This is a genomic window from Leucobacter chromiiresistens, from assembly GCF_900102345.1.
Lineage (GTDB): Bacteria > Actinomycetota > Actinomycetes > Actinomycetales > Microbacteriaceae > Leucobacter > Leucobacter chromiiresistens.
Genome location: NZ_FNKB01000001.1, coordinates 2,488,767 through 2,506,502 on the forward strand (window position 1 = coordinate 2,488,767; position 17,736 = coordinate 2,506,502).

Sequence of the window (17,736 nt, forward strand, 5' to 3'; positions counted from 1 at the left end):
GCGGGGATGCGGGTGGCGGCGCGAGGCGGTTAGTTGGTGATGCGGTACACGTCGTAGACGCCGTCGATGCGACGCACGGCGTTCAGCACATGCTCGAGGTGCGTCGCATTCGCCATCTCGAACACGAACTTGCTGATCGCGAGACGGGAGCTCGACGTGTTCACCGACGCGGAGAGGATGTTCACGTGGTGCTCCGAGAGCGTGCGCGTCACATCCGAGAGCAGGCCGGCTCGATCCAACGCCTCCACCTGGATCTGCACGAGGAAGACGCTCTTCGACGTGGGCGCCCATTCCACGCCCACCACGCGATCCTCCTGAGCGCGCAGCGTCATGAAGTTGTGGCAGTCGACGCGGTGCACGGAGACGCCCTGCCCCTTCGTCACGTACCCGAGAATCTCGTCGCCCGGCACCGGGGTGCAGCACTTCGCGAGCTTGGCGAGGACATCGGAGGCGCCGGCCACCACCACGCCGCTCGAGTCGGTCGTCTTCGGCGCGCGCGGCGCCTCGATGATCGGGAGCGTCGCGAGCGCCGGCTCGGTGGACGTCTGCTCGTCGAAGACGAGCGCCGTCACCTTCTCCACGACCGACTGCGCGGAGACGTGCCCCTCGCCGACCGCCGCGTAGAGCGTCGTGACATCCAGGTACCTGAGCTGGAGGGCGATCTGCTGCAGCGCCGAGGAGTTCATGACGCGGTGCAGCGGCAGGCCCTGCTTGCGCAGCGCCTTCGTGATCTCGATCTTGCCGGTCTCGGCGGCCTCCTCGCGCCGCTCCTTCGTGAACCACTGCTTGATCTTGTTCTGGGCGCGCTTGCTCTGCACGAAGCCGAGCCAGTCCTGGTTCGGGCCGGCGTTCGGATCCTTCGAGGTGAACACCTCGACGACGTCGCCGTTCTGCAGCGCGGTTTCGAGCGGCACCAGACGGCCGTTGACGCGCGCGCCCATCGTGCGGTGGCCGACCTCGGTGTGCACGGCGTAGGCGAAGTCGACCGTTGTGCCGCCGTCGGGCAGTCCGATCACCCGACCCTTCGGCGTGAAGACGTACACCTCCTTCGCACCGATCTCGTATCGGAGCGCGTCGAGGAACTCGCTCGGATCCTCGGTCTCCGCCTGCCAGTCCGAGATGTGCGCGAGCCAGGCCATGTCGTTCGACGCCTGGCTCTGATTCTGCTGGCGCTGCTTGTACTTCCAGTGCGCTGCGACGCCGTACTCCGCGCGCTGGTGCATCTCGACCGTGCGGATCTGGATCTCGACGGCGCGGCCGTCGGGCCCGATCACCGTGGTGTGGAGCGACTGGTAGAGGTTGAACTTCGGCGTCGCGATGTAGTCCTTGAAGCGGCCCGGGATCGGCGTCCATCGCGCGTGCACCGCGCCGAGAACCGCGTAGCAGTCGCGGATCGAGTTCACGAGCACGCGGATGCCGACGAGATCGTAGATGTCGTCGAACTCCCGGCCGCGCACGATCATCTTCTGATAGATCGAGTAGAGCTCCTTCGGACGGCCGGTCACCTCGCCGCGGATCTTCGACTCCCGAAGGTCGCCCTCGATCGCTCCGATCACCCGGCCGACGAGCTCGTCGCGCTGCGGATTGCGCTGCTCGACGAGGTTCTGAATCTCGGCGTAGAGCTTCGGCTTGAGCACTGCGAACGAGAGATCCTCGAGCTCCGTCTTCATCGACTGGATGCCCAGGCGATGCGCGAGCGGGGCGTAGATCTCGATCGTCTCCTGCGCCTTGCGCTTCGCGGAGTCGCCCGAGACGAACCCCCAGGTGCGCGCATTGTGCAGCCGGTCGGCGAGCTTGATCACCAGCACCCTGATGTCTTTCGCCATCGCGACGACCATCTTGCGCACGGTCTCGGCCTGGGCCGAATCGCCGTACTTGACCTTGTCGAGCTTCGTGACCCCGTCGACGAGCATCGCGATCTCTTCGCCGAACTCCTGCGTCAGCTGATCGAGGGTGTACTCCGTGTCCTCCACCGTGTCGTGCAGCAGCGCCGCCGCGATGACGCCCGGAGCGATGCCGAGGTCGGCGAGGATCTGCGCCACCGCGATGGGGTGGGTGATGTACGGCTCACCGCTGCGGCGCTTCTGGCCGCGGTGCGCGCGCTCCGCCACCGCGTACGCGCGCTCGATGACCGTGAGGTCCGCGCGCGGGTGGTTGCCGCGCACCGTGCGGATCAGCTGATCAACGGCGCCGGGGGCGCTTCCGCGGGAGAAGATACGCGGCACCAGGCGCCGAAGCGCAGTCGTTCCGCCGGTCGTCGTATCTTGACTTGCCACGGATCACCTCCTCGAATGATTGAACGCTACACCCGCGGCGATGCTCGGAGCAAAGCGAGCGGCACCGGCGGCAACGGCGAAGCGGGCCGGAGGCCGCCCGGGCGTGCGCACTGCGCCGCCCACTGCATCCCCCGGCCCGCTCACCAGCGCTCTCGATCCCTAGCGGAGCCGCGCCGCGTCGGCCCCGTCGACCGCCGCGTCGTCTTCCGATACCGCCGCCGAAGCGTCGCCGCGCTCACGCGTGCGGAGCACCTTGGCGTCGTGCTTGCGGATGCCGGGCTCGCGCTCGCGCAGGTGCGCGTACGCGGGCGACGCGATGAAGATCGTCGAGTACGCCCCGACGAAGATGCCGATGAAGAGCGCCAGCGAGATGTCACGCAGCGTGCCTGCGCCGAGCACGAATGCTCCGATGAAGAGGATCGACGCGACCGGCAGCAGCGCCACGACCGAGGTGTTGATCGACCGAACCAGCGTCTGGTTGACGCCCAGATTCACGGACTCCGCGAAGGTGCGCCGGTCGTTCAGCTCGCCCGGCGCCGTGTTCTCGCGGATCTTGTCGAACACCACGACGGTGTCGTAGAGGGAGTAGCCGAGGATGGTCAGGAAGCCGATCATGGCCGCCGGGGTGATCTCGAAGCCCGAGATGCCGTAGATGCCCGCGGTGATCACGAGGTCGTGCAGCAGCGCGATGATCGCCGCCAGCGACATCTTCCAGGTTCTGAAGTAGATCGCCATCACGAGCGCGGCGAAGAGGATGAACACGATCAGCGCGATGATCGCCTGACGCGTGATGTCCTGCCCCCAGGCCGGCCCGATGTACGACGTCGTCACCTCGGCGACGGGCACGTCGTAGCTCTCGGCGATCGCCTCCGCGACTTCGCGGTTCTCGGCGTCGGAGAGCGCCTCGGTCTGCACGCGGATGTCGGTCGGGCCGACCTGCGACACGCGGGGCGCGCTCCCCGGGAGCGCCTCCTGCACCGCCGACTCCGCGATCGCGGGATCGCGATCCTGCGACTCCGAGAGGTGCACCTGGAACTGGCTGCCGCCCGTGAACTCGATGCCGAAGGTGAAGCCGCCGCGCAGCAGCGGACCGGCGATGGAGATGATGATCAGCACGATGGAGATCACGTACCACGTCTTGCGACGGCCGACGAAGTCGATCGACTTCTCGCCCGTGTAGAGCGCGTTGCCGAACTCGGCGAATGAGCGAGCCATGGTCAGCTCTCCTTTCCGGCTGACGCATCGGCCATGAGGGCCTTGCGTTCGGCGATGGTCTGTCGTCGAGCGGCCTCCGCCTGACTGCGGGCGTTCTTCTTGCCGCCCTGCGAGACGACCACGGGTTCGCGGAACTGCATGCGCCCCCGGTAGACCGCGCCCAGCTTCTGCGGATCGAGGCCCGAGAACGGGTGACCGCCCTGGTAGAACCGCGTGCGCGCGAGCAGCGTCATGATCGGGTGCGTGAAGAATGCGATCACGATCACGTCGACGAGCGTCGTGAGGCCGAGCGTGAACGCGAAGCCCTTCACATTGCCGACGGCGAGGATGAACAGGATGACCGCGGCGAGGAAGTTCACGCCGTCGGAGGCGAGCACCGTGCGGAACGCCCGCTTCCACCCGTGCTCCACAGCGCTCTCGATCGAGAACCCGTCGCGCAGCGCGTCTCGGATGCGTTCGAAGTACACGATGAAGGAGTCCGCGGTGAAGCCGACCGCGACGATGATGCCCGCGACGCCGGCGAGCGACAACCGGTACCCCTGCCGCCACGAGAAGAACGTGAGCAGCAGGTAGGTCAGAATGCCGGCGACGACGAGCGACGCGATGGTGAGCGACCCGAGCGCGCGGTACTGGAACGCCGAGTAGACGACGACCAGCAGCAGGCCGATAAGCCCCGCGAGCAGACCCGCGGCGAGCTGGCTCGTGCCGAGCGTCGCCGAGATGTCCTCCTGGCTCTGCACCGAGAAGTCGATCGGGAGCGCGCCGAACTTCAGCTGGTCCGCCAGAGCGGCTGCGGACTCCTGCGTGAACTGCCCGCTGATGGAGGGGCGGCCGTCGAGGATCTGCGCCTGCATCGTCGGAGCCGAGAGCACGCGCCCGTCGAGCACGAACGCGAACTGGTTCTGCGGCTCCGCAGCTCCGAAGAGTCGCGTGCTGATCTTGCCGAAGGCCTCGGTGCCCTTCTTGTCCATCGTGATCTGCACGACCCACTCGCCGGTGGAGGCGCCCGTGGAGGTCGTGCCGACCTGCGCGACCGCGTCGGTGATGACCGAACCGTCGAGCTCGACTGGGCCGAGGATGTACTTGACGGCGCCGGTGTCGTCGCACGTGATGAGCGGCCGGTCGGCCGGAGCGTTGCCCGCGTCGAGCGCGGCGTCGGAGTCGCAGGTGAAGGCGTCGAACTTCTCCTGCAGGGCCGGGGTGATCCAGGCGGTGTCGCCGGCGCTCTCGGGAATCGTCTCGGGATCGAGGGTCTCGTCGTAGGCCTCGGCCTCCTCACCCTCGGCGCCCTCGCCCTCGGCTGAGCCGTCCTCCGCGGCGGCGGTGTCGTCGGCCGCCGGATCGGCGGTCTCCGCCTCGCCCGTCGCGGCGCCGGCCTCGGCGCTCTCCTCCGCGCCGGCCTGCTCGGAGCCCGCTCCGATGCCGTACGTCAGCACCGGGCGGAAGTCGAGGTTCGCCGACGCCTCGATGCGCTGCATCGTCGCCTCATCCGCCTTGCCCGGGATGGACACGGAGATGTGCTGGTTGCCCTGGGTCGTGATCTCCGCCTCGGAGACGCCCGCGGCGTCGACGCGCTGGCGGATGATCGAGACGGCCTGCTGCAGCTGGTCGCCGGCGACCGCCTCGCCGCCCGTCTGCTCCGCGGCGAGCAGCACCTGGGTGCCGCCCTGCAGGTCGAGCGCGAGCTTCGGGGTCCAGGTGGCGTTGCTGTTGAACACGCCGTATGCGATCAAGCCGGTGAGGCCGACGATGAATACCAGGAGAAGAACGAGGGAGCGACGCGCCCTCCGAACGGCGGGTGATGACGCCAAGGCAGACTGCTTTCTCTAAACGTGGACAGGGGTGGCCGCGGAGAATCCGCGGCCACCGGTTCAGGCCTTCGGCGCCGAACCGTTCCCCTGCTCATCGACGTCGGTGTCGTTGTCGCGATCGCGACGGGGCTCGGTCTCGGGGGCGATCGGCGCGTCATCCGCGACCGGAGCCGCCCCTGCGGGCGTCGCGTCGGTGGCGCCGAACCGCTCGCCGAACGCCGGATCGTCGTCGGGAGCGAGCGCGGAGCCCTCCTCCTCCACGACCGCGTCGACCGGCGCCACGACCTGGGCGACCGCGTTGCGGTGCACGACGAAGGTCGAGGTGCCGCTGTGCAGCGTGACCTTGTTCTCCTCCTCATCGACGGCGTCGATCGTGCCGAAGATGCCGGACTGGAGCATGACCTCTGCACCCGGACGGAGGTTGTTCTGCAGTTCGAGCTGCGCGGCCTGGCGCTTCTTCCCGTTCCGGAACATGAAGAAGATCAACAGCGCGATCAGCGCGAACATCACCAGGGTGATCGGATCCAGAGGCACAACGGTCCTTTCGGCAGACGAACCCATGCCTCTCCTGAGGCACAGATTGCATCAGTTTAGCCGGTCGCCGCTGTGAACGCCCCTACTCTTCTCACGGAGCGGTCGGCGGCTCCAGCCCCACGTGCTCCCACCCGAGCCGGGTCGCCACGCGGCCGCGCGGCGTGCGCGAGAGCAGACCGGTGCGCACGAGGAAGGGCTCCACGACCGCCTCGATCGTCTCCGATTCCTCTCCCACCGACACCGCGAGCGTCGAGAGCCCGACCGGGCCGCCGTTGAAGCGCTCGACCACGGCGCGCAGCACCTCGCGGTCGAGCCGATCCAGCCCGTGGTCGTCGACGTCGTAAAGCGCGAGCGCCGCCTGCACGGTCGACGCATCGCCCGGGAGATCGTGCACCAGCCCGTAGTCGCGCACCCGCCTCAGCAACCGGTTGGCGATTCGGGGCGTGCCCCGCGAGCGACGCGCGATCTCGTCGACGCCGTTCTCCGAGAGTGCGAACTCGATGAGGCCCGAAGCGCGGCTCACCACCTGCGAGAGCTCGTCGTCGGAGTAGAACTCCAGGTGCGCCGTGAAGCCGAAGCGGTCGCGCAGCGGATTGGGCAGCAGACCCGCGCGCGTAGTCGCGCCCACGAGCGTGAACGGCGAGAGCTCGAGCGGCACCGACGTCGCGCCGGCGCCCTTGCCCACCATGATGTCGACCTTGAAATCCTCCATCGCGAGATACAGCATCTCCTCGGCGCTGCGCGCCATGCGGTGGATCTCGTCGATGAAGAGCACCTCGCCGGGCGTGAGCGCCGACAGCACGGCGGCGAGGTCGCCCGCGTGCTGGATGGCGGGGCCCGACGTCTGGTGGAGCGGCTTGTCGAGTTCGGATGCGACGATCATCGACAGCGTCGTCTTGCCGAGCCCCGGAGGGCCGGCGAGCAGGATGTGGTCCGGGGTGTGGCGGCGCATCGTGGCGGCGTCGAGCAGCAGCCCGAGCTGCCGCCGCACCTTCGACTGGCCGACGAACTCCGCGAGGCTCGACGGCCGGAGCGCCCCCTCGTAGCCCTGCTCCGAGGCCGACGCCTGGGCCGAGAGCTCACCGCTCACCGGGCGCCTCGCGATCCGCGTGCTCCCCCGCGGCCCGCCTGCAGCAGCGCCAACGCGGCGCGCAGCAGCCCGGCGCTCTCGTCGGGGGCGCCCGCATCGCGCGCATCCTGCACGGCCTGGCCCGCCTCGGCCTCGCTCCAGCCCAGCCCGACGAGCCCCTCGCGCACGCCGGCGGCCACTGCATCCTGCGGAGCGGCGGTGGCTTCGCGCTCGGCGTCGGCGCCGAGCGACAGATGCGCGAGCTTCCCCGCGAGCGAGAGGGTGATGAGCTTCGCCGTCTTCGGGCCGATCCCCGAGACCTTGCGGAACGGCTTCTCGTCGTCGAGCGCCACTGCCGCCGCGATCTCGCCGGGCGTCAGCGCCGAGAGCACGCCCAGCGCACTCCGCGGCCCCACGCCCGAGACGGCGATGAGGTGGCCGAAGACGTCGAGCTCCGCCTCCGAGGCGAAGCCGAACAGCGTCAACGAGTCCTCGCGCACCACGAGCGAGGTGTGCAGGCGCAGCTCTTCGCCCGGCTGCGCGGCGGAGACGCGCCCGCTCGGCACCTCGACGCGCATGCCGAGTCCGCCCAGCTCGACGACGACCCATCCGGCACCGGCGGCGAGCACGGGCCCGCGAATCGAAGCAATCACACGTTCACCCTAGAAGAAGCGCGGCGATCGCACCCGCCGCCACACCGCGTTCTCGAACATATCTACGAAAGCCCCGGGCGCCGGCCCGGCCCGCGCGCGGCGCGGCGGCAGGCGCGTCAGGCGTTGGCCGCCTCCGCGACGTCCTCGCGGCTGCGATTGCGCACCGCCCGGTTGACGGAGCTCACGATCGCCTCGAGCGTCGCGCGGCTCGTGTCCGCGTCGATGCCCACGCCCCAGAGCCGCTGCCCGTCGACCTCGAGATCGACGTAGGCGGCCGCCACGGCGTCGCCGCCCGAGCTCATGGCGTGCTCGACGTAGTCGAACAGCGTCACCGAGTGGCCCGTCTCGTTGAGGGCGTTGAGGAAGGCGTCGACCGGGCCGTTGCCGCGCGCCGTGAGCCGCTGATCCTCGGCGCCGACGCGGCAGTCGACCGCCAGTTCGGTGATCCCGTCGCCGGCGCTCGTCGCCGACGTGCGGAACAGCTTGTACCGGCCCCACGTCTCGGCGTCCTCCACCTGGGCGGGCAGGTACTCGTCCTGGAAGATGCGCCAGATCTCGTCGCTCGACATCTCGCCGCCCTCCGAGTCGGTGACGCCCTGCACGACCGAGCTGAACTCGATCTGCAGGCGGCGCGGCAGATCGAGGTGGTGATCGGTCTTCAGCAGGTAGGCGACGCCCCCCTTGCCCGACTGCGAGTTCACGCGGATCACGGCCTCGTAGGAGCGGCCGAGGTCCTTCGGGTCGACCGGCAGGTACGGCACGGCCCACTCGATCTCGTCGACGCTCGTGCCCGCGGCCTCGGCGTCCTGCGCCATCCGCTCGAAGCCCTTCTTGATGGCGTCCTGATGCGACCCCGAGAACGCGGTGTACACCAGGTCGCCCGCCCACGGGCTGCGCTCGGGCACGCGCAGCTGGTTGCAGTACTCGGCCGTGCGGCGCACCTCGTCGAGGCGCGAGAAGTCGATCTGCGGGTCGATGCCCTGGGTGAAGAGGTTGATGCCGAGCGCGACGAGGTCGACGTTGCCGGTGCGCTCGCCGTTGCCGAAGAGGCATCCCTCGATGCGATCCGCCCCCGCCTGGTAGCCGAGCTCGGCCGCCGCGACCGCGGTTCCGCGGTCGTTGTGCGGGTGGAGCGACAGGATCACGTTCTCGCGGTGGTCGAGATGGCGGCTCATCCACTCGATCGAATCGGCGTAGACATTGGGCGTCGCCATCTCGACGGTGGCCGGCAGGTTGATGATCACCTTGCGCTCGGGCGTCGGCTCGAGCACCTCGAGCACGTCGTTGCAGACCTCGACCGCGTACTCGAGCTCGGTTCCGGTGAACGACTCCGGCGAGTACTCGTAGAAGATCTCCGTATCGGGGCAGATGTGCTCGCTCGCCCGGCACAGCTTCGCGCCCGAGACCGCGATCTGCTTGATGCCCTCGCGATCCGACCGGAACACCACGTCGCGCTGCAGAATGCTCGTCGAGTTGTAGAGGTGCACGATCGCGCGCTTCGCGCCGATGAGCGACTCGTAGGTGCGCGTGATGAGGTGCTCGCGCGCCTGCGTCAGCACCTGGATCGTCACGTCGTCGGGAATCGCGCCGTCTTCGATGAGGTGCCGCACGAAGTCGAAATCGGTCTGGCTGGCCGAGGGGAAGCCGACTTCGATCTCCTTGTACCCCATCTTGACGAGCAGATCGAACATGATCCGCTTGCGCTCGGGGCTCATCGGATCGATGAGCGCCTGGTTGCCGTCGCGCAGATCGACCGCGCACCAGCGCGGCGCCTCGGTGATGCGCCGCGAGGGCCAGGTGCGATCGGGGAGGTCGACGTCGATGATCTCGTGGAAGGGGCGGTACCGGTGGGTCGGCATCCCGGAAGGCTGCTGCAGGTTCTGCATGGACTCGTCTTTCTCGTCGTGGTCTTGCTCAGCCAAACACGAACACCGCGACGAGGGAGGCCAGAGACTGATTCAGTTCGAAGTCGAGGACTCGTCGCGGCGGCTAAGGAGAAGCGAGCCGAACAGCATGTCGCTCACTCTAGCATCCGCACCGGTCGCCCCGCGCCGATTCCGACCGTTCCCCACCTGAGTGCCCCACGTGCCATAGCCTGGAGAATATGACCACACGCATGCGCAGCACCCGCGGCGTCGCCGTCGCGCTGTCGATCATCGCCGCGGCGACCGCATGGGCCGGCCTGCAGGCGCCCGCGCCCGCGGCCGCGGACGTCTCCGATTTCTCGTATCGCAGCTGGGACGTGGCGTACGAGGTCGGCACCGACGCCGACGGCCGCGCGGTCGCGGAGGTGACCGAGACGCTCGTCGCCGAGTTCCCCGACTTCGACCAGAACCGCGGCATCGTGCGCGGCCTGCCGGAGGAGTACGAGGGGAGCTCGACGGAGCCGTCGAACTTCTCGGTGACCGACGAGTCTGGGGCGGCCGTTCCGTTCGAGATCGAGGAGGAGGACGGCTTCGTCGCGGTGCTCACCGGCGACGACCGGTACGTGCGCGGCGTGCAGACCTACGTGATCTCGTACACGCTGCGGGACGTCGTGCTCGCACGGGATGACGGCTCCGCCGACGAGTTCAACTGGGATCTCGTCGATTTCGAGCACGAGCAGCCGATCGACCGCTTCGGGGCCACCGTGTCGTTCGGCCCCGGCCTCGAGGATCGCGTGAACGGCAACGCGCGCTGCTACGTCGGCGGCGCCGGGTCGACCGACGAGTGCGAGATCACGGCGGCGGAGAACGGCGCGACGTTCTCGGTCGCGGGGCTCCCGCTCGGACCGCAGCAGGGGGTGACCGTCGCCATCGGGATGGACGCGGGATCGGTGGTGCAGCCGCCCAGCCGGCTGCCGAACTTCGCGCTCGACACGCTGCCGCTCATCGTCGGCGGAGGCGCGCTCGGGGCGGCCGGCATCGCCGCCGGGTCGGCGATCCGGCTCCGCAGCCGGCGCAAGACCGCGCGCGGCACGGTGGTCGCCCAGTACGACGTCCCCGATTCGCTGCCGCCGCTCGTGGCCGGCCCGGTCGCCGGGGTCTCCGCGAAGACGGTGCCGGCGCAGCTCGTGCACCTCGCGGTGCGCGGTGCGATCCGCATCGAGGACGGCGAGCCCGAGCAGGGGTGGTTCGGACCGAAGAGCGCCCGACCGATGCTGCGCCTCGTCGATCCGACCCGCGCCGCGGACCCGCTCGACGAGCGCGCCCTGCACGCGCTGTTCGCAGGCGCGGAGCCCGGCGCGGCCGTCGAGCTTCCCGAGAGCGACGAGGAGTTCGCCGAGCGGATGCAGAAGCTCGAGGCGGCGGGCACCGCTGCCGCGACGGAGCGGGGCTACCTCGAACGAGTGCACAGCCCGCGCGCCCGCCTGTGGGGCTGGATCGCGATCGGACTCGTCGTGGTGCTCGGGGTACTCACCGGGCTGGCGCTGGCGCAGCGCGCGAACGCGCTCCCCGCGATCTTCCTCGTGATGGGCGTCGTGGCCCTGGTCGCCGCGTTCGCGTCGGTGGTGAAGCAGCGGGTGTACACGCCGCTCGGCGCCGAGACGCGCGAGTACCTCCTCGGCGTGCGCGAGTTCATCGAGGTCGCCGAGGCGGATCGCCTGCGCGCGCTGCAGTCGCGCAGCGGCGCCGAGCGCCGCGACGCGGGCGGCGTCGACGTCGTGCACCTGTACGAGAGCCTGCTGCCGTACGCGATGATCTTCGGGCTCGAGAAGGAGTGGACCCGCGTGCTGCAGGTCGCCTACGAGCAGCACGGCGGGTACGTGCCGCTCTGGTACGCCGGCCTCGGGGCTTCGAGCATGTCGTCGTTCGGCGACACCATCTCGCAGTTCACCGACTCCCTGAGCTCGTCGGTGAGCTACACGTCCAGCAGCTCGGGCGGATCGACCGGCGGCGGCTTCGCCGGAGGCGGCGGGGGCGGCGGATTCTCGGGCGGCAGGTGAGCGCCCGCGTCGAGCGCCCGCGTCAGTTGAAGCCGAGCTTGCCGAGCGCCTTCGGGTCGCGCTGCCACTCCTTCAGCACCTTGACGCGCAGGGAGAGGTAGACGCGACGCCCGAGGAGCGCCTCGATCTCCTTGCGGGCCCGCTCCCCCACGTCGCGGAGCCGCGAACCGCGGTGCCCGATGACGATGCCCTTCTGGCTGTCGCGCTCCACGTACAGATTCGCGTAGATCTCGAGCAGGCCGTCTTCGCGCTCCTCGCGATCCTCGACCGTCGCCGCGAGCGAGTGCGGCAGCTCGTCGCGCACACCGTCGAGGGCCGCCTCGCGGATGAGCTCGGCGATGCGATCGTCCTCGCCCTCGTCGGTCGTCTGCTCTGCCTCGTACAGCGGAGGCGACACCGGCATGAGCTCCAGCAGCACGTCGGCGAGCACGTCGAGCTGCTCGCGGGTGACCGACGAGATCGGCACCACCGCGTCCCACTCCCGCAGCTCGCCGAGGCGCGTCAACTGATCGATGATCTCGCTCTTCGAGGCCTCGTCGACCTTCGTGAGCACCGCCACCTTCTTGGCGCGCGGAAAGTCGTTCAGCCGCTCGTTGATGAAGCGGTCGCCCGGCCCGAGCTTCTCGTTCGCGGGAATGCAGAAGCCGATCACGTCGACGTCGCCGAGCGTCGCCTCCACGAGCGCGTTGAGCCGCTCGCCGAGCAGCGTGCGCGGGCGGTGCAGGCCCGGCGTGTCGACGATGATCAGCTGACCGCTCTCGCGATGGGCGATGCCGCGTATCGCCCGGCGCGTGGTCTGCGGCTTCGGGCTGGTGATGGCGATCTTCTCGCCCACGAGCGCGTTCGTGAGCGTCGACTTGCCCACGTTCGGCCGCCCGACGAACGAGACGAATCCCGCGCGATAGTCGCGCTCCGCTCCCCCGTCGCCCGTCTCCGGCCCTCGCTGCTGCTCCTGGCTCATGCGCCGTCCTCTCCCTCGGTCTCCCCGATCCAGCGCGCCTCCACCGTGAGCAGGCGCTGACGCCGGCGCTCGGTGTCGATCGCGGTCAATTCGATGCCGGCCACGACCACCGCGTCGCCCGGCTCCGGCAGGCGCCCGAGCGACTTCGCGACGAGCCCTCCCACCGTATCCACGTCCTCGTCCTCGAGCTCCAAGCCGAAGAGCTCGCCCAGCTCGCCCACGGAGAGCCGAGCGCCGACGACGAACGAGCCGTCCTCGCGCAGGGTCATCTCGGGCACGTCGCGATCGTGCTCGTCGGAGATGTCTCCGAGCAGCTCCTCGATCAGATCCTCGAGGGTGACGAGGCCCGAGATGCCGCCGTACTCGTCGACCACGAGCGCGAGATGGTTCGACTCCCGCTGCATCTGCCGCAGCAGATCGTCGGCGCGCTGCACCTCCGGTACGAACATCGCGGGCTTCGCGATGCGCGTGACGGGAGCCTGCTCCGATTCCTCCGGCCGGCGCAGCGCGAATCCGCTCGCGTCGCGCAGATAGGCGATGCCGACGACGTCGTCGACGTCGCCGCCCACCACGGGGACCCGCGAGTGGCGCGACGCGAGCAGCTGCTCGAGTGCCTCGCGCACGCTGCGCTCGGCGTCGACCGTCACCATGTCGATGCGCGGAACCATGATCTCCCGCACGAGCGTCTCGCCGAACTCCACGAGCGAGTGGATGTAGTCGCGGTCGTCGCTCTCGAGCACCGCCTGCTCGGCGGCCTGATCGACCATCGACAGCAACTGCTGCTCGTCGCGGATGCGGCGGTTCGCGCCGCGGCCCGGCGTCACGCGATCCCCGAACCGCATCAGGCCCGACGCGAGCGGCCCGAGCAGCAGGCGCAGCCCGCGCAGGAGCGGCGCGGCGAACCGGATCACGGCGTCGGGGTGGTGCGAGCCGACGGTGCGCGGGCTCGACCCGACGAGCACGAACGTCACTGCCGTCATCACGAGCGTCGCGAGCACGAGTTCGAGCCAGAGCGTCTCGAGCGAGTAGGCGAGCACCAGCGTGATGAGCACGGCCGAGAGCGTCTCGGCGAACACGCGCGCGAAGCCCAGCGCGTTCGCATGCCGCCCCTCGTCTTCGGCGATCGCCCGGATTGCGCGGCCGGAACGCGGCGACTCGTCGGCGAGCGCCATGAGTTCGGCTCGGGACCGGACGCCGAGCGCCGCATCGGCCGCGGCGAGCAGCCCGCCGACGGCGAGCAGCACCGCGGCTGCGGCGAGGAAGAGCAGTGCGAGGGGCAGGCTCATCGAGAGCGCTCGCGCATGGCGAAGGAGAGCAGCAGGTCGCGCTGCAGGCCGAACATCTCGGCCTCCTCCTCCGGCGTCGCGTGGTCGTACCCGAGCACGTGCAGCATGCCGTGCGTCAGCAGCACGGAGATCTCCTGCTGCAGATCGTGGCCGGCGGCCTCCGCCTGCACCTCCGCGACCTGCGGGCAGATCACGATGTCGCCGAGCAGGCCGGCGGGCGTCTGGGCGTCGACGCGACCCGGGCGCAGCTCGTCCATGGGGAAGCTCAGCACGTCGGTCGGCCCCGGCTCGTCCATCCACTGGACGTGGAGCCGTTCGATGGTCGTCTCGTCGACGAACATCACGCCCACCTCGGTGTCGGGGTGCACGAAGAGCGATTCGAGCACGAAAGCGGCGAGTCGCTGCACGCGGCCCACCTCGACGTCGATGCCCGACTCGTTGTTGATCTCGACGCTCACGAGGCGTCTCCCTTCTGCCGCTGCGCGGTCTGGTCGAAGGCGCTGTAGGCGTCGACGATGCGGCTCACCAGGTTGTGCCGCACGATGTCGTCGGACCCGAGCTCGGCGAAGTGGATGTCGTCGACGTCGCGCAGAATCCGGTTGACCACGCGGAGACCGCTGGTCGCGATCGGGAGGTCGACCTGCGTGATGTCGCCGGTGACGACCATCTTCGACCCGTAGCCCAGACGAGTGAGGAACATCTTCATCTGCTCGGGCGTGGTGTTCTGCGCCTCGTCGAGCACGACGAACGACTCGTTGAGCGTGCGCCCGCGCATGTACGCGAGCGGCGCCACCTCGATCGTGCCGCTCGCCAGCAGCTTCGGCACGACGTCCGCATCCATCATGGAGCCGATGGCGTCGAAGAGCGGCCGGAGGTAGGGGTCGATCTTGTCTTCGAGCGTGCCCGGAAGGTAGCCGAGACGCTCGCCCGCTTCGACGGCGGGGCGCGTGAGGATGATCTTCGCCACCTCGCGGCGCTGCAGCGCCTGCACCGCCTTGGCCATCGCGAGATACGTCTTGCCCGTACCGGCGGGGCCGATGCCGAACACGATCGTGTGCGCGTCGATGGCGTCGACGTACGCGCGCTGCCCTCTCGTCTGCGCGCGCACCGCGTGGCCGCGCACGCTCACGATCGGTTCGCTCAGCATCTGCGCCGCCGTCGGGCCCTGGCCGTCGTGCACCATGCGCGTCACCTCCTGGACATCTCGTCGCGATACCGCACCGCTGCGCCTCGCGAGTTCGAGGATCTCATTGACCACTTCCTCCGCCGCGCGCACGCTCGTCGCTGGCCCGCGGAGCGTGAGCACCTGGTCGCGCGCGTGGAAGGCTACGCTCGGGTGCTGCGCCTCGAGGTCGGCGAGCAGCTGGTCGCGATGCCCGAGGAACGAGGCGAGGTCGACGCCCGAGAGCAGAATGGTGCGCTGCAGCTGAGGGCCGTTCGCCGAATCTTCAGGAGGCACCGAGCGATCGCTCCTCGAGGTCGCCCGCCAGCACGTGGGCGTGCACGTGGAACACGGTCTGCCCCGCCGTGGCACCGCTGTTGAAGATGAGACGGTAATCGCCGTTCGCGTGGGTCTCCGCGAGACGCTTCGCGACGGCGACCATCTCGGCGAGGGTCTCGGGCTCGGCGGCGGCGAGCTCCGCGACGTTCTCGTACGCCGTCGACTTCGGGATGACGAGGATGTGCACCGGCGCCTGCGGGCTGATGTCGGGGAACGCGAGCACCCGGTCGGTCTCCGCGAGGATCTCGACGGGGATCTCGCCGGACACGATCTTCGCGAATACGGTGTCTGCTGCCATGCGTCCAGTCTAGACGGTGGCGCGCGAGCCGGTCAGAGCGGACCGCTGCGCGCGTTCCAGGCGTACTCGGTCTGCGGACGACCCCGTGCTCCGTATCGGGCGCGCCGATCCGCACGGCGGGTGTCGGCGAGGTACTCCAGGTAGCGGCGACTGACCTCCCGCGAGATACCGAGACGCGGGGCGATCTCGTTCGCGGTGCTCGGCCCGCGCTCGCGCAGGATCGCCGTGACGCGCTCCAGGGTGAGCGCGGCGAGCCCTTTCGGCAGCGCCGCGGTGCGGATGGCGCGCAGCGACGCGAACATCCGGTCGACGTCGTGCTGCGTCGCCGCTCCGGCGGCCGCGAGAGATCGGAGGTGATACTCCCTGAACGCCTCGATGCGGTCCCGGAACGTCGCGAACGTGTAGGGCTTGATCAGATACTGCACGGCACCGAGCGTTACCATCTCGCGCACCACCTCGATGTCGCGCACCCCGCTGACTGCGATGACGCCGGCGCACACCCCTCGAGCGCGCACGTGACGCAGCACGTCGATGCCCGTCCCGTCCGGCATCGTCACGTCGAGCAGCACCAGATCGGCCCGGTGCGCCGTTCGGGTGAGCGCGGCGACCGCGGCATGCGCACCGGTGCACTCGGCGACCACCCGGAACCCTCCGATCCGTGCCAGGTGGGCGCGATGCAGTTCGAGCGCGAGCGCATCGTCGTCGACGGTGATGACGCGGATCGGATCGTCCGCCGCGCGCGCAAGCCTGATCACCGCGCCCCCGACGTCGACCGCGTCGACGGCACTGCACGCTCGACGGCCGACGGCTCCGTCGGAACGCCGCCCCGGGGCCTGCGGAGCGGCAGCCGGACCGAGAAGGTCGTCGGGGCTTCGCCGACTGCGATCGATCCGCCGCCCTCGCGCACGATGCGGTCGACGAGCGCGAGGCCGACTCCCCGCCCCTCGCCCGCTCGGTGCGGGGCGACCCGCTTCGTCGAGACGCCCCAGTCGAACATCGACCTCCGGGCTTCGGCGCCGAATCCGTCGCCGGAATCCGACACTTCGATGAGCACCTCGCCCGGCGCTCCACCCGCCATGCGCAGATCGACCGCGCGGGGCGTGACGCTGCTCGCAGCCGCGGCGTCGATCGCGTTGTCCATGAGGTTGCCGACGACGGAGACGAGCTCCATCGTGCCGAGCGGAAGCTGCGGGAGCGCCGGGGCGATGTCGACGGCTACGGAGACGCCGCGCTCGGACGCCTGCGCGGTCTTCCCCACGATCACGGCGCGAACGACGGGATCGAGCTCCTCGGGAGCGTCGACCAGATCGGCGAGCGCCTGGCTTCGAGAGGCGGTGGCAGCGAGCATCTCGATTGCCTCGTCCGGCCTGCCGAGTTCGAGGAGGGCGATCGCCGCGTGCAGACGGTTCGCGTGCTCGTGGGTCTGCGCCCGCAGCGACTCGCTGAGCGTGCGCAACGAGTCGTGCGAGACCAGCGCCTCTCGCACGGCTTCGGCTGAGAGATCGCCGGTGATCCGCCGTGTGATCCTCCGCCCGGCGAGCGCGGCGACCGCTCCCACGGCCGCGAACGCGCCGCTCACCGCGAGTACGAGCGGGATCTCGCGCGAGATCTCCTGGGCGATCGAGCTGACGGTGATGCCGACGGAGACCCACCCGATGGTGCGACCGGAGGCATCCGCGACGGGAGCGATCGTGCGGATGGAGGGGCCGAGCGTACCGGTCCACCGCTCCGTGAAGGGCTCGGCTTCGTCGGGGATCGTACCGCGGTAGTGCCTCCCGATCTGCGTCGGGTCGGGGTGGGTGAGGCGCGTTCCGAAGGCATCCATCACGGTGATGTAGCTGACGCCGATATCCCGCCTGAGTCGGGAGACGCGCTCCTGCGCGTCCATCGCGGCGGCGGATCCGGGCGGCTCGGTCAACGCGCGGGCGGTATGCGGCGCCGAGGCCAGGGCGATGGCGAGAGCGCGCGTCGTGCGCTCGGAGTGCCGGTACTCTGCGCGCCGACTGTCCCACAGGAGGAGCGCGGTGACGATCACGCTGACGGCGAGCACCCCGCACATTAGCACCACGAATACCCGGGAGGTCGCGCTCCGTCGTCGCTGGTGACGCATGAGTCATATCATGCCATGTCGCCTCGCGCGGCGACGACCGATCCCCATCGTTCGAGGTCCGATAAGCCCGAAAAGCGCCCGGAGCGCGCGAGCGCCT

15 protein-coding genes are annotated in these 17,736 nt (G+C 69.7%); 1 reads left to right on the forward strand and 14 read right to left on the reverse strand.

The window, feature by feature from the left end; all coding sequences use genetic code 11:
- Window positions 1-29: 29 nt before the first annotated feature.
- From BLT44_RS11390 to leuA, 7 genes are all read right to left on the reverse strand, one after another.
- Window positions 30-2,276, reverse strand: coding sequence for a RelA/SpoT family protein (locus BLT44_RS11390; RefSeq protein WP_029608301.1), 2,247 nt, complete (start codon window positions 2,274-2,276; stop codon window positions 30-32).
- A gap of 159 nt (window positions 2,277-2,435) precedes the next feature.
- The gene (gene secF, locus BLT44_RS11395) at window positions 2,436-3,491 is read right to left on the reverse strand and encodes a protein translocase subunit SecF (RefSeq protein WP_010156945.1); all 1,056 of its coding nucleotides are present in this window, start codon (window positions 3,489-3,491) and stop codon (window positions 2,436-2,438) included.
- Window positions 3,492-3,493: 2 nt separating this feature from the next.
- Entirely contained in the window at window positions 3,494-5,302 is a 1,809-nt protein-coding gene (gene secD, locus BLT44_RS11400; RefSeq protein ID WP_029608300.1) for a protein translocase subunit SecD, read from the reverse strand.
- Window positions 5,303-5,362: 60 nt separating this feature from the next.
- The gene (gene yajC / locus BLT44_RS11405; protein ID WP_010156943.1) at window positions 5,363-5,836 is read right to left on the reverse strand and encodes a preprotein translocase subunit YajC; all 474 of its coding nucleotides are present in this window, start codon (window positions 5,834-5,836) and stop codon (window positions 5,363-5,365) included.
- Window positions 5,837-5,927: 91 nt separating this feature from the next.
- On the reverse strand, window positions 5,928-6,926 hold the full coding sequence (gene ruvB, locus BLT44_RS11410; protein WP_010156942.1) for a Holliday junction branch migration DNA helicase RuvB: 999 nt from the start codon (window positions 6,924-6,926) through the stop codon (window positions 5,928-5,930).
- The gene (gene ruvA, locus BLT44_RS11415) at window positions 6,923-7,558 is read right to left on the reverse strand and encodes a Holliday junction branch migration protein RuvA (RefSeq protein ID WP_010156941.1); all 636 of its coding nucleotides are present in this window, start codon (window positions 7,556-7,558) and stop codon (window positions 6,923-6,925) included. The genes ruvB and ruvA overlap by 4 nt, the downstream gene beginning before the upstream one ends.
- 116 nt (window positions 7,559-7,674) lie before the next feature.
- Window positions 7,675-9,444 carry a 2-isopropylmalate synthase gene (gene leuA / locus BLT44_RS11420; protein ID WP_010156940.1) on the reverse strand — a complete coding sequence of 590 codons (1,770 nt, stop codon included), beginning with the start codon at window positions 9,442-9,444 and terminating at the stop codon, window positions 7,675-7,677.
- Window positions 9,445-9,662: 218 nt separating this feature from the next.
- On the opposite strand from leuA, the gene BLT44_RS11425 reads away from it, so the two are divergent.
- Window positions 9,663-11,483: a DUF2207 domain-containing protein gene (locus tag BLT44_RS11425; RefSeq protein WP_010156939.1), complete on the forward strand. Its 1,821-nt coding sequence runs from the start codon at window positions 9,663-9,665 to the stop codon at window positions 11,481-11,483.
- A 22-nt stretch (window positions 11,484-11,505) separates the two neighbouring features.
- Here BLT44_RS11425 and era read toward each other — a convergent pair whose 3' ends face one another.
- The 7 genes from era to BLT44_RS11460 are packed head-to-tail and all read right to left on the reverse strand — an operon-like array spanning window position 11,506 to window position 17,639.
- The gene (gene era, locus BLT44_RS11430; RefSeq protein WP_010156938.1) at window positions 11,506-12,444 is read right to left on the reverse strand and encodes a GTPase Era; all 939 of its coding nucleotides are present in this window, start codon (window positions 12,442-12,444) and stop codon (window positions 11,506-11,508) included.
- Window positions 12,441-13,730 (reverse strand): hemolysin family protein, encoded by a 1,290-nt coding sequence (locus BLT44_RS11435; protein ID WP_010156937.1) that lies wholly within the window; start codon window positions 13,728-13,730, stop codon window positions 12,441-12,443. The genes era and BLT44_RS11435 overlap by 4 nt, the downstream gene beginning before the upstream one ends.
- Complete coding sequence (ybeY, locus tag BLT44_RS11440) at window positions 13,727-14,188, reverse strand: rRNA maturation RNase YbeY (protein ID WP_010156936.1); 462 nt, start codon at window positions 14,186-14,188, stop codon at window positions 13,727-13,729. The genes BLT44_RS11435 and ybeY overlap by 4 nt, the downstream gene beginning before the upstream one ends.
- The gene (locus BLT44_RS11445) at window positions 14,185-15,189 is read right to left on the reverse strand and encodes a PhoH family protein (RefSeq protein WP_010156935.1); all 1,005 of its coding nucleotides are present in this window, start codon (window positions 15,187-15,189) and stop codon (window positions 14,185-14,187) included. Before BLT44_RS11445 ends, ybeY begins: the two co-directional genes overlap by 4 nt.
- Complete coding sequence (locus BLT44_RS11450) at window positions 15,179-15,529, reverse strand: HIT domain-containing protein (protein ID WP_010156934.1); 351 nt, start codon at window positions 15,527-15,529, stop codon at window positions 15,179-15,181. Before BLT44_RS11450 ends, BLT44_RS11445 begins: the two co-directional genes overlap by 11 nt.
- 32 nt (window positions 15,530-15,561) lie before the next feature.
- The gene (locus tag BLT44_RS11455; RefSeq protein ID WP_010156933.1) at window positions 15,562-16,284 is read right to left on the reverse strand and encodes a response regulator; all 723 of its coding nucleotides are present in this window, start codon (window positions 16,282-16,284) and stop codon (window positions 15,562-15,564) included.
- The gene (locus tag BLT44_RS11460; RefSeq protein WP_081473330.1) at window positions 16,281-17,639 is read right to left on the reverse strand and encodes an ATP-binding protein; all 1,359 of its coding nucleotides are present in this window, start codon (window positions 17,637-17,639) and stop codon (window positions 16,281-16,283) included. Before BLT44_RS11460 ends, BLT44_RS11455 begins: the two co-directional genes overlap by 4 nt.
- Between the last annotated feature and the right edge of the window lie 97 nt (window positions 17,640-17,736).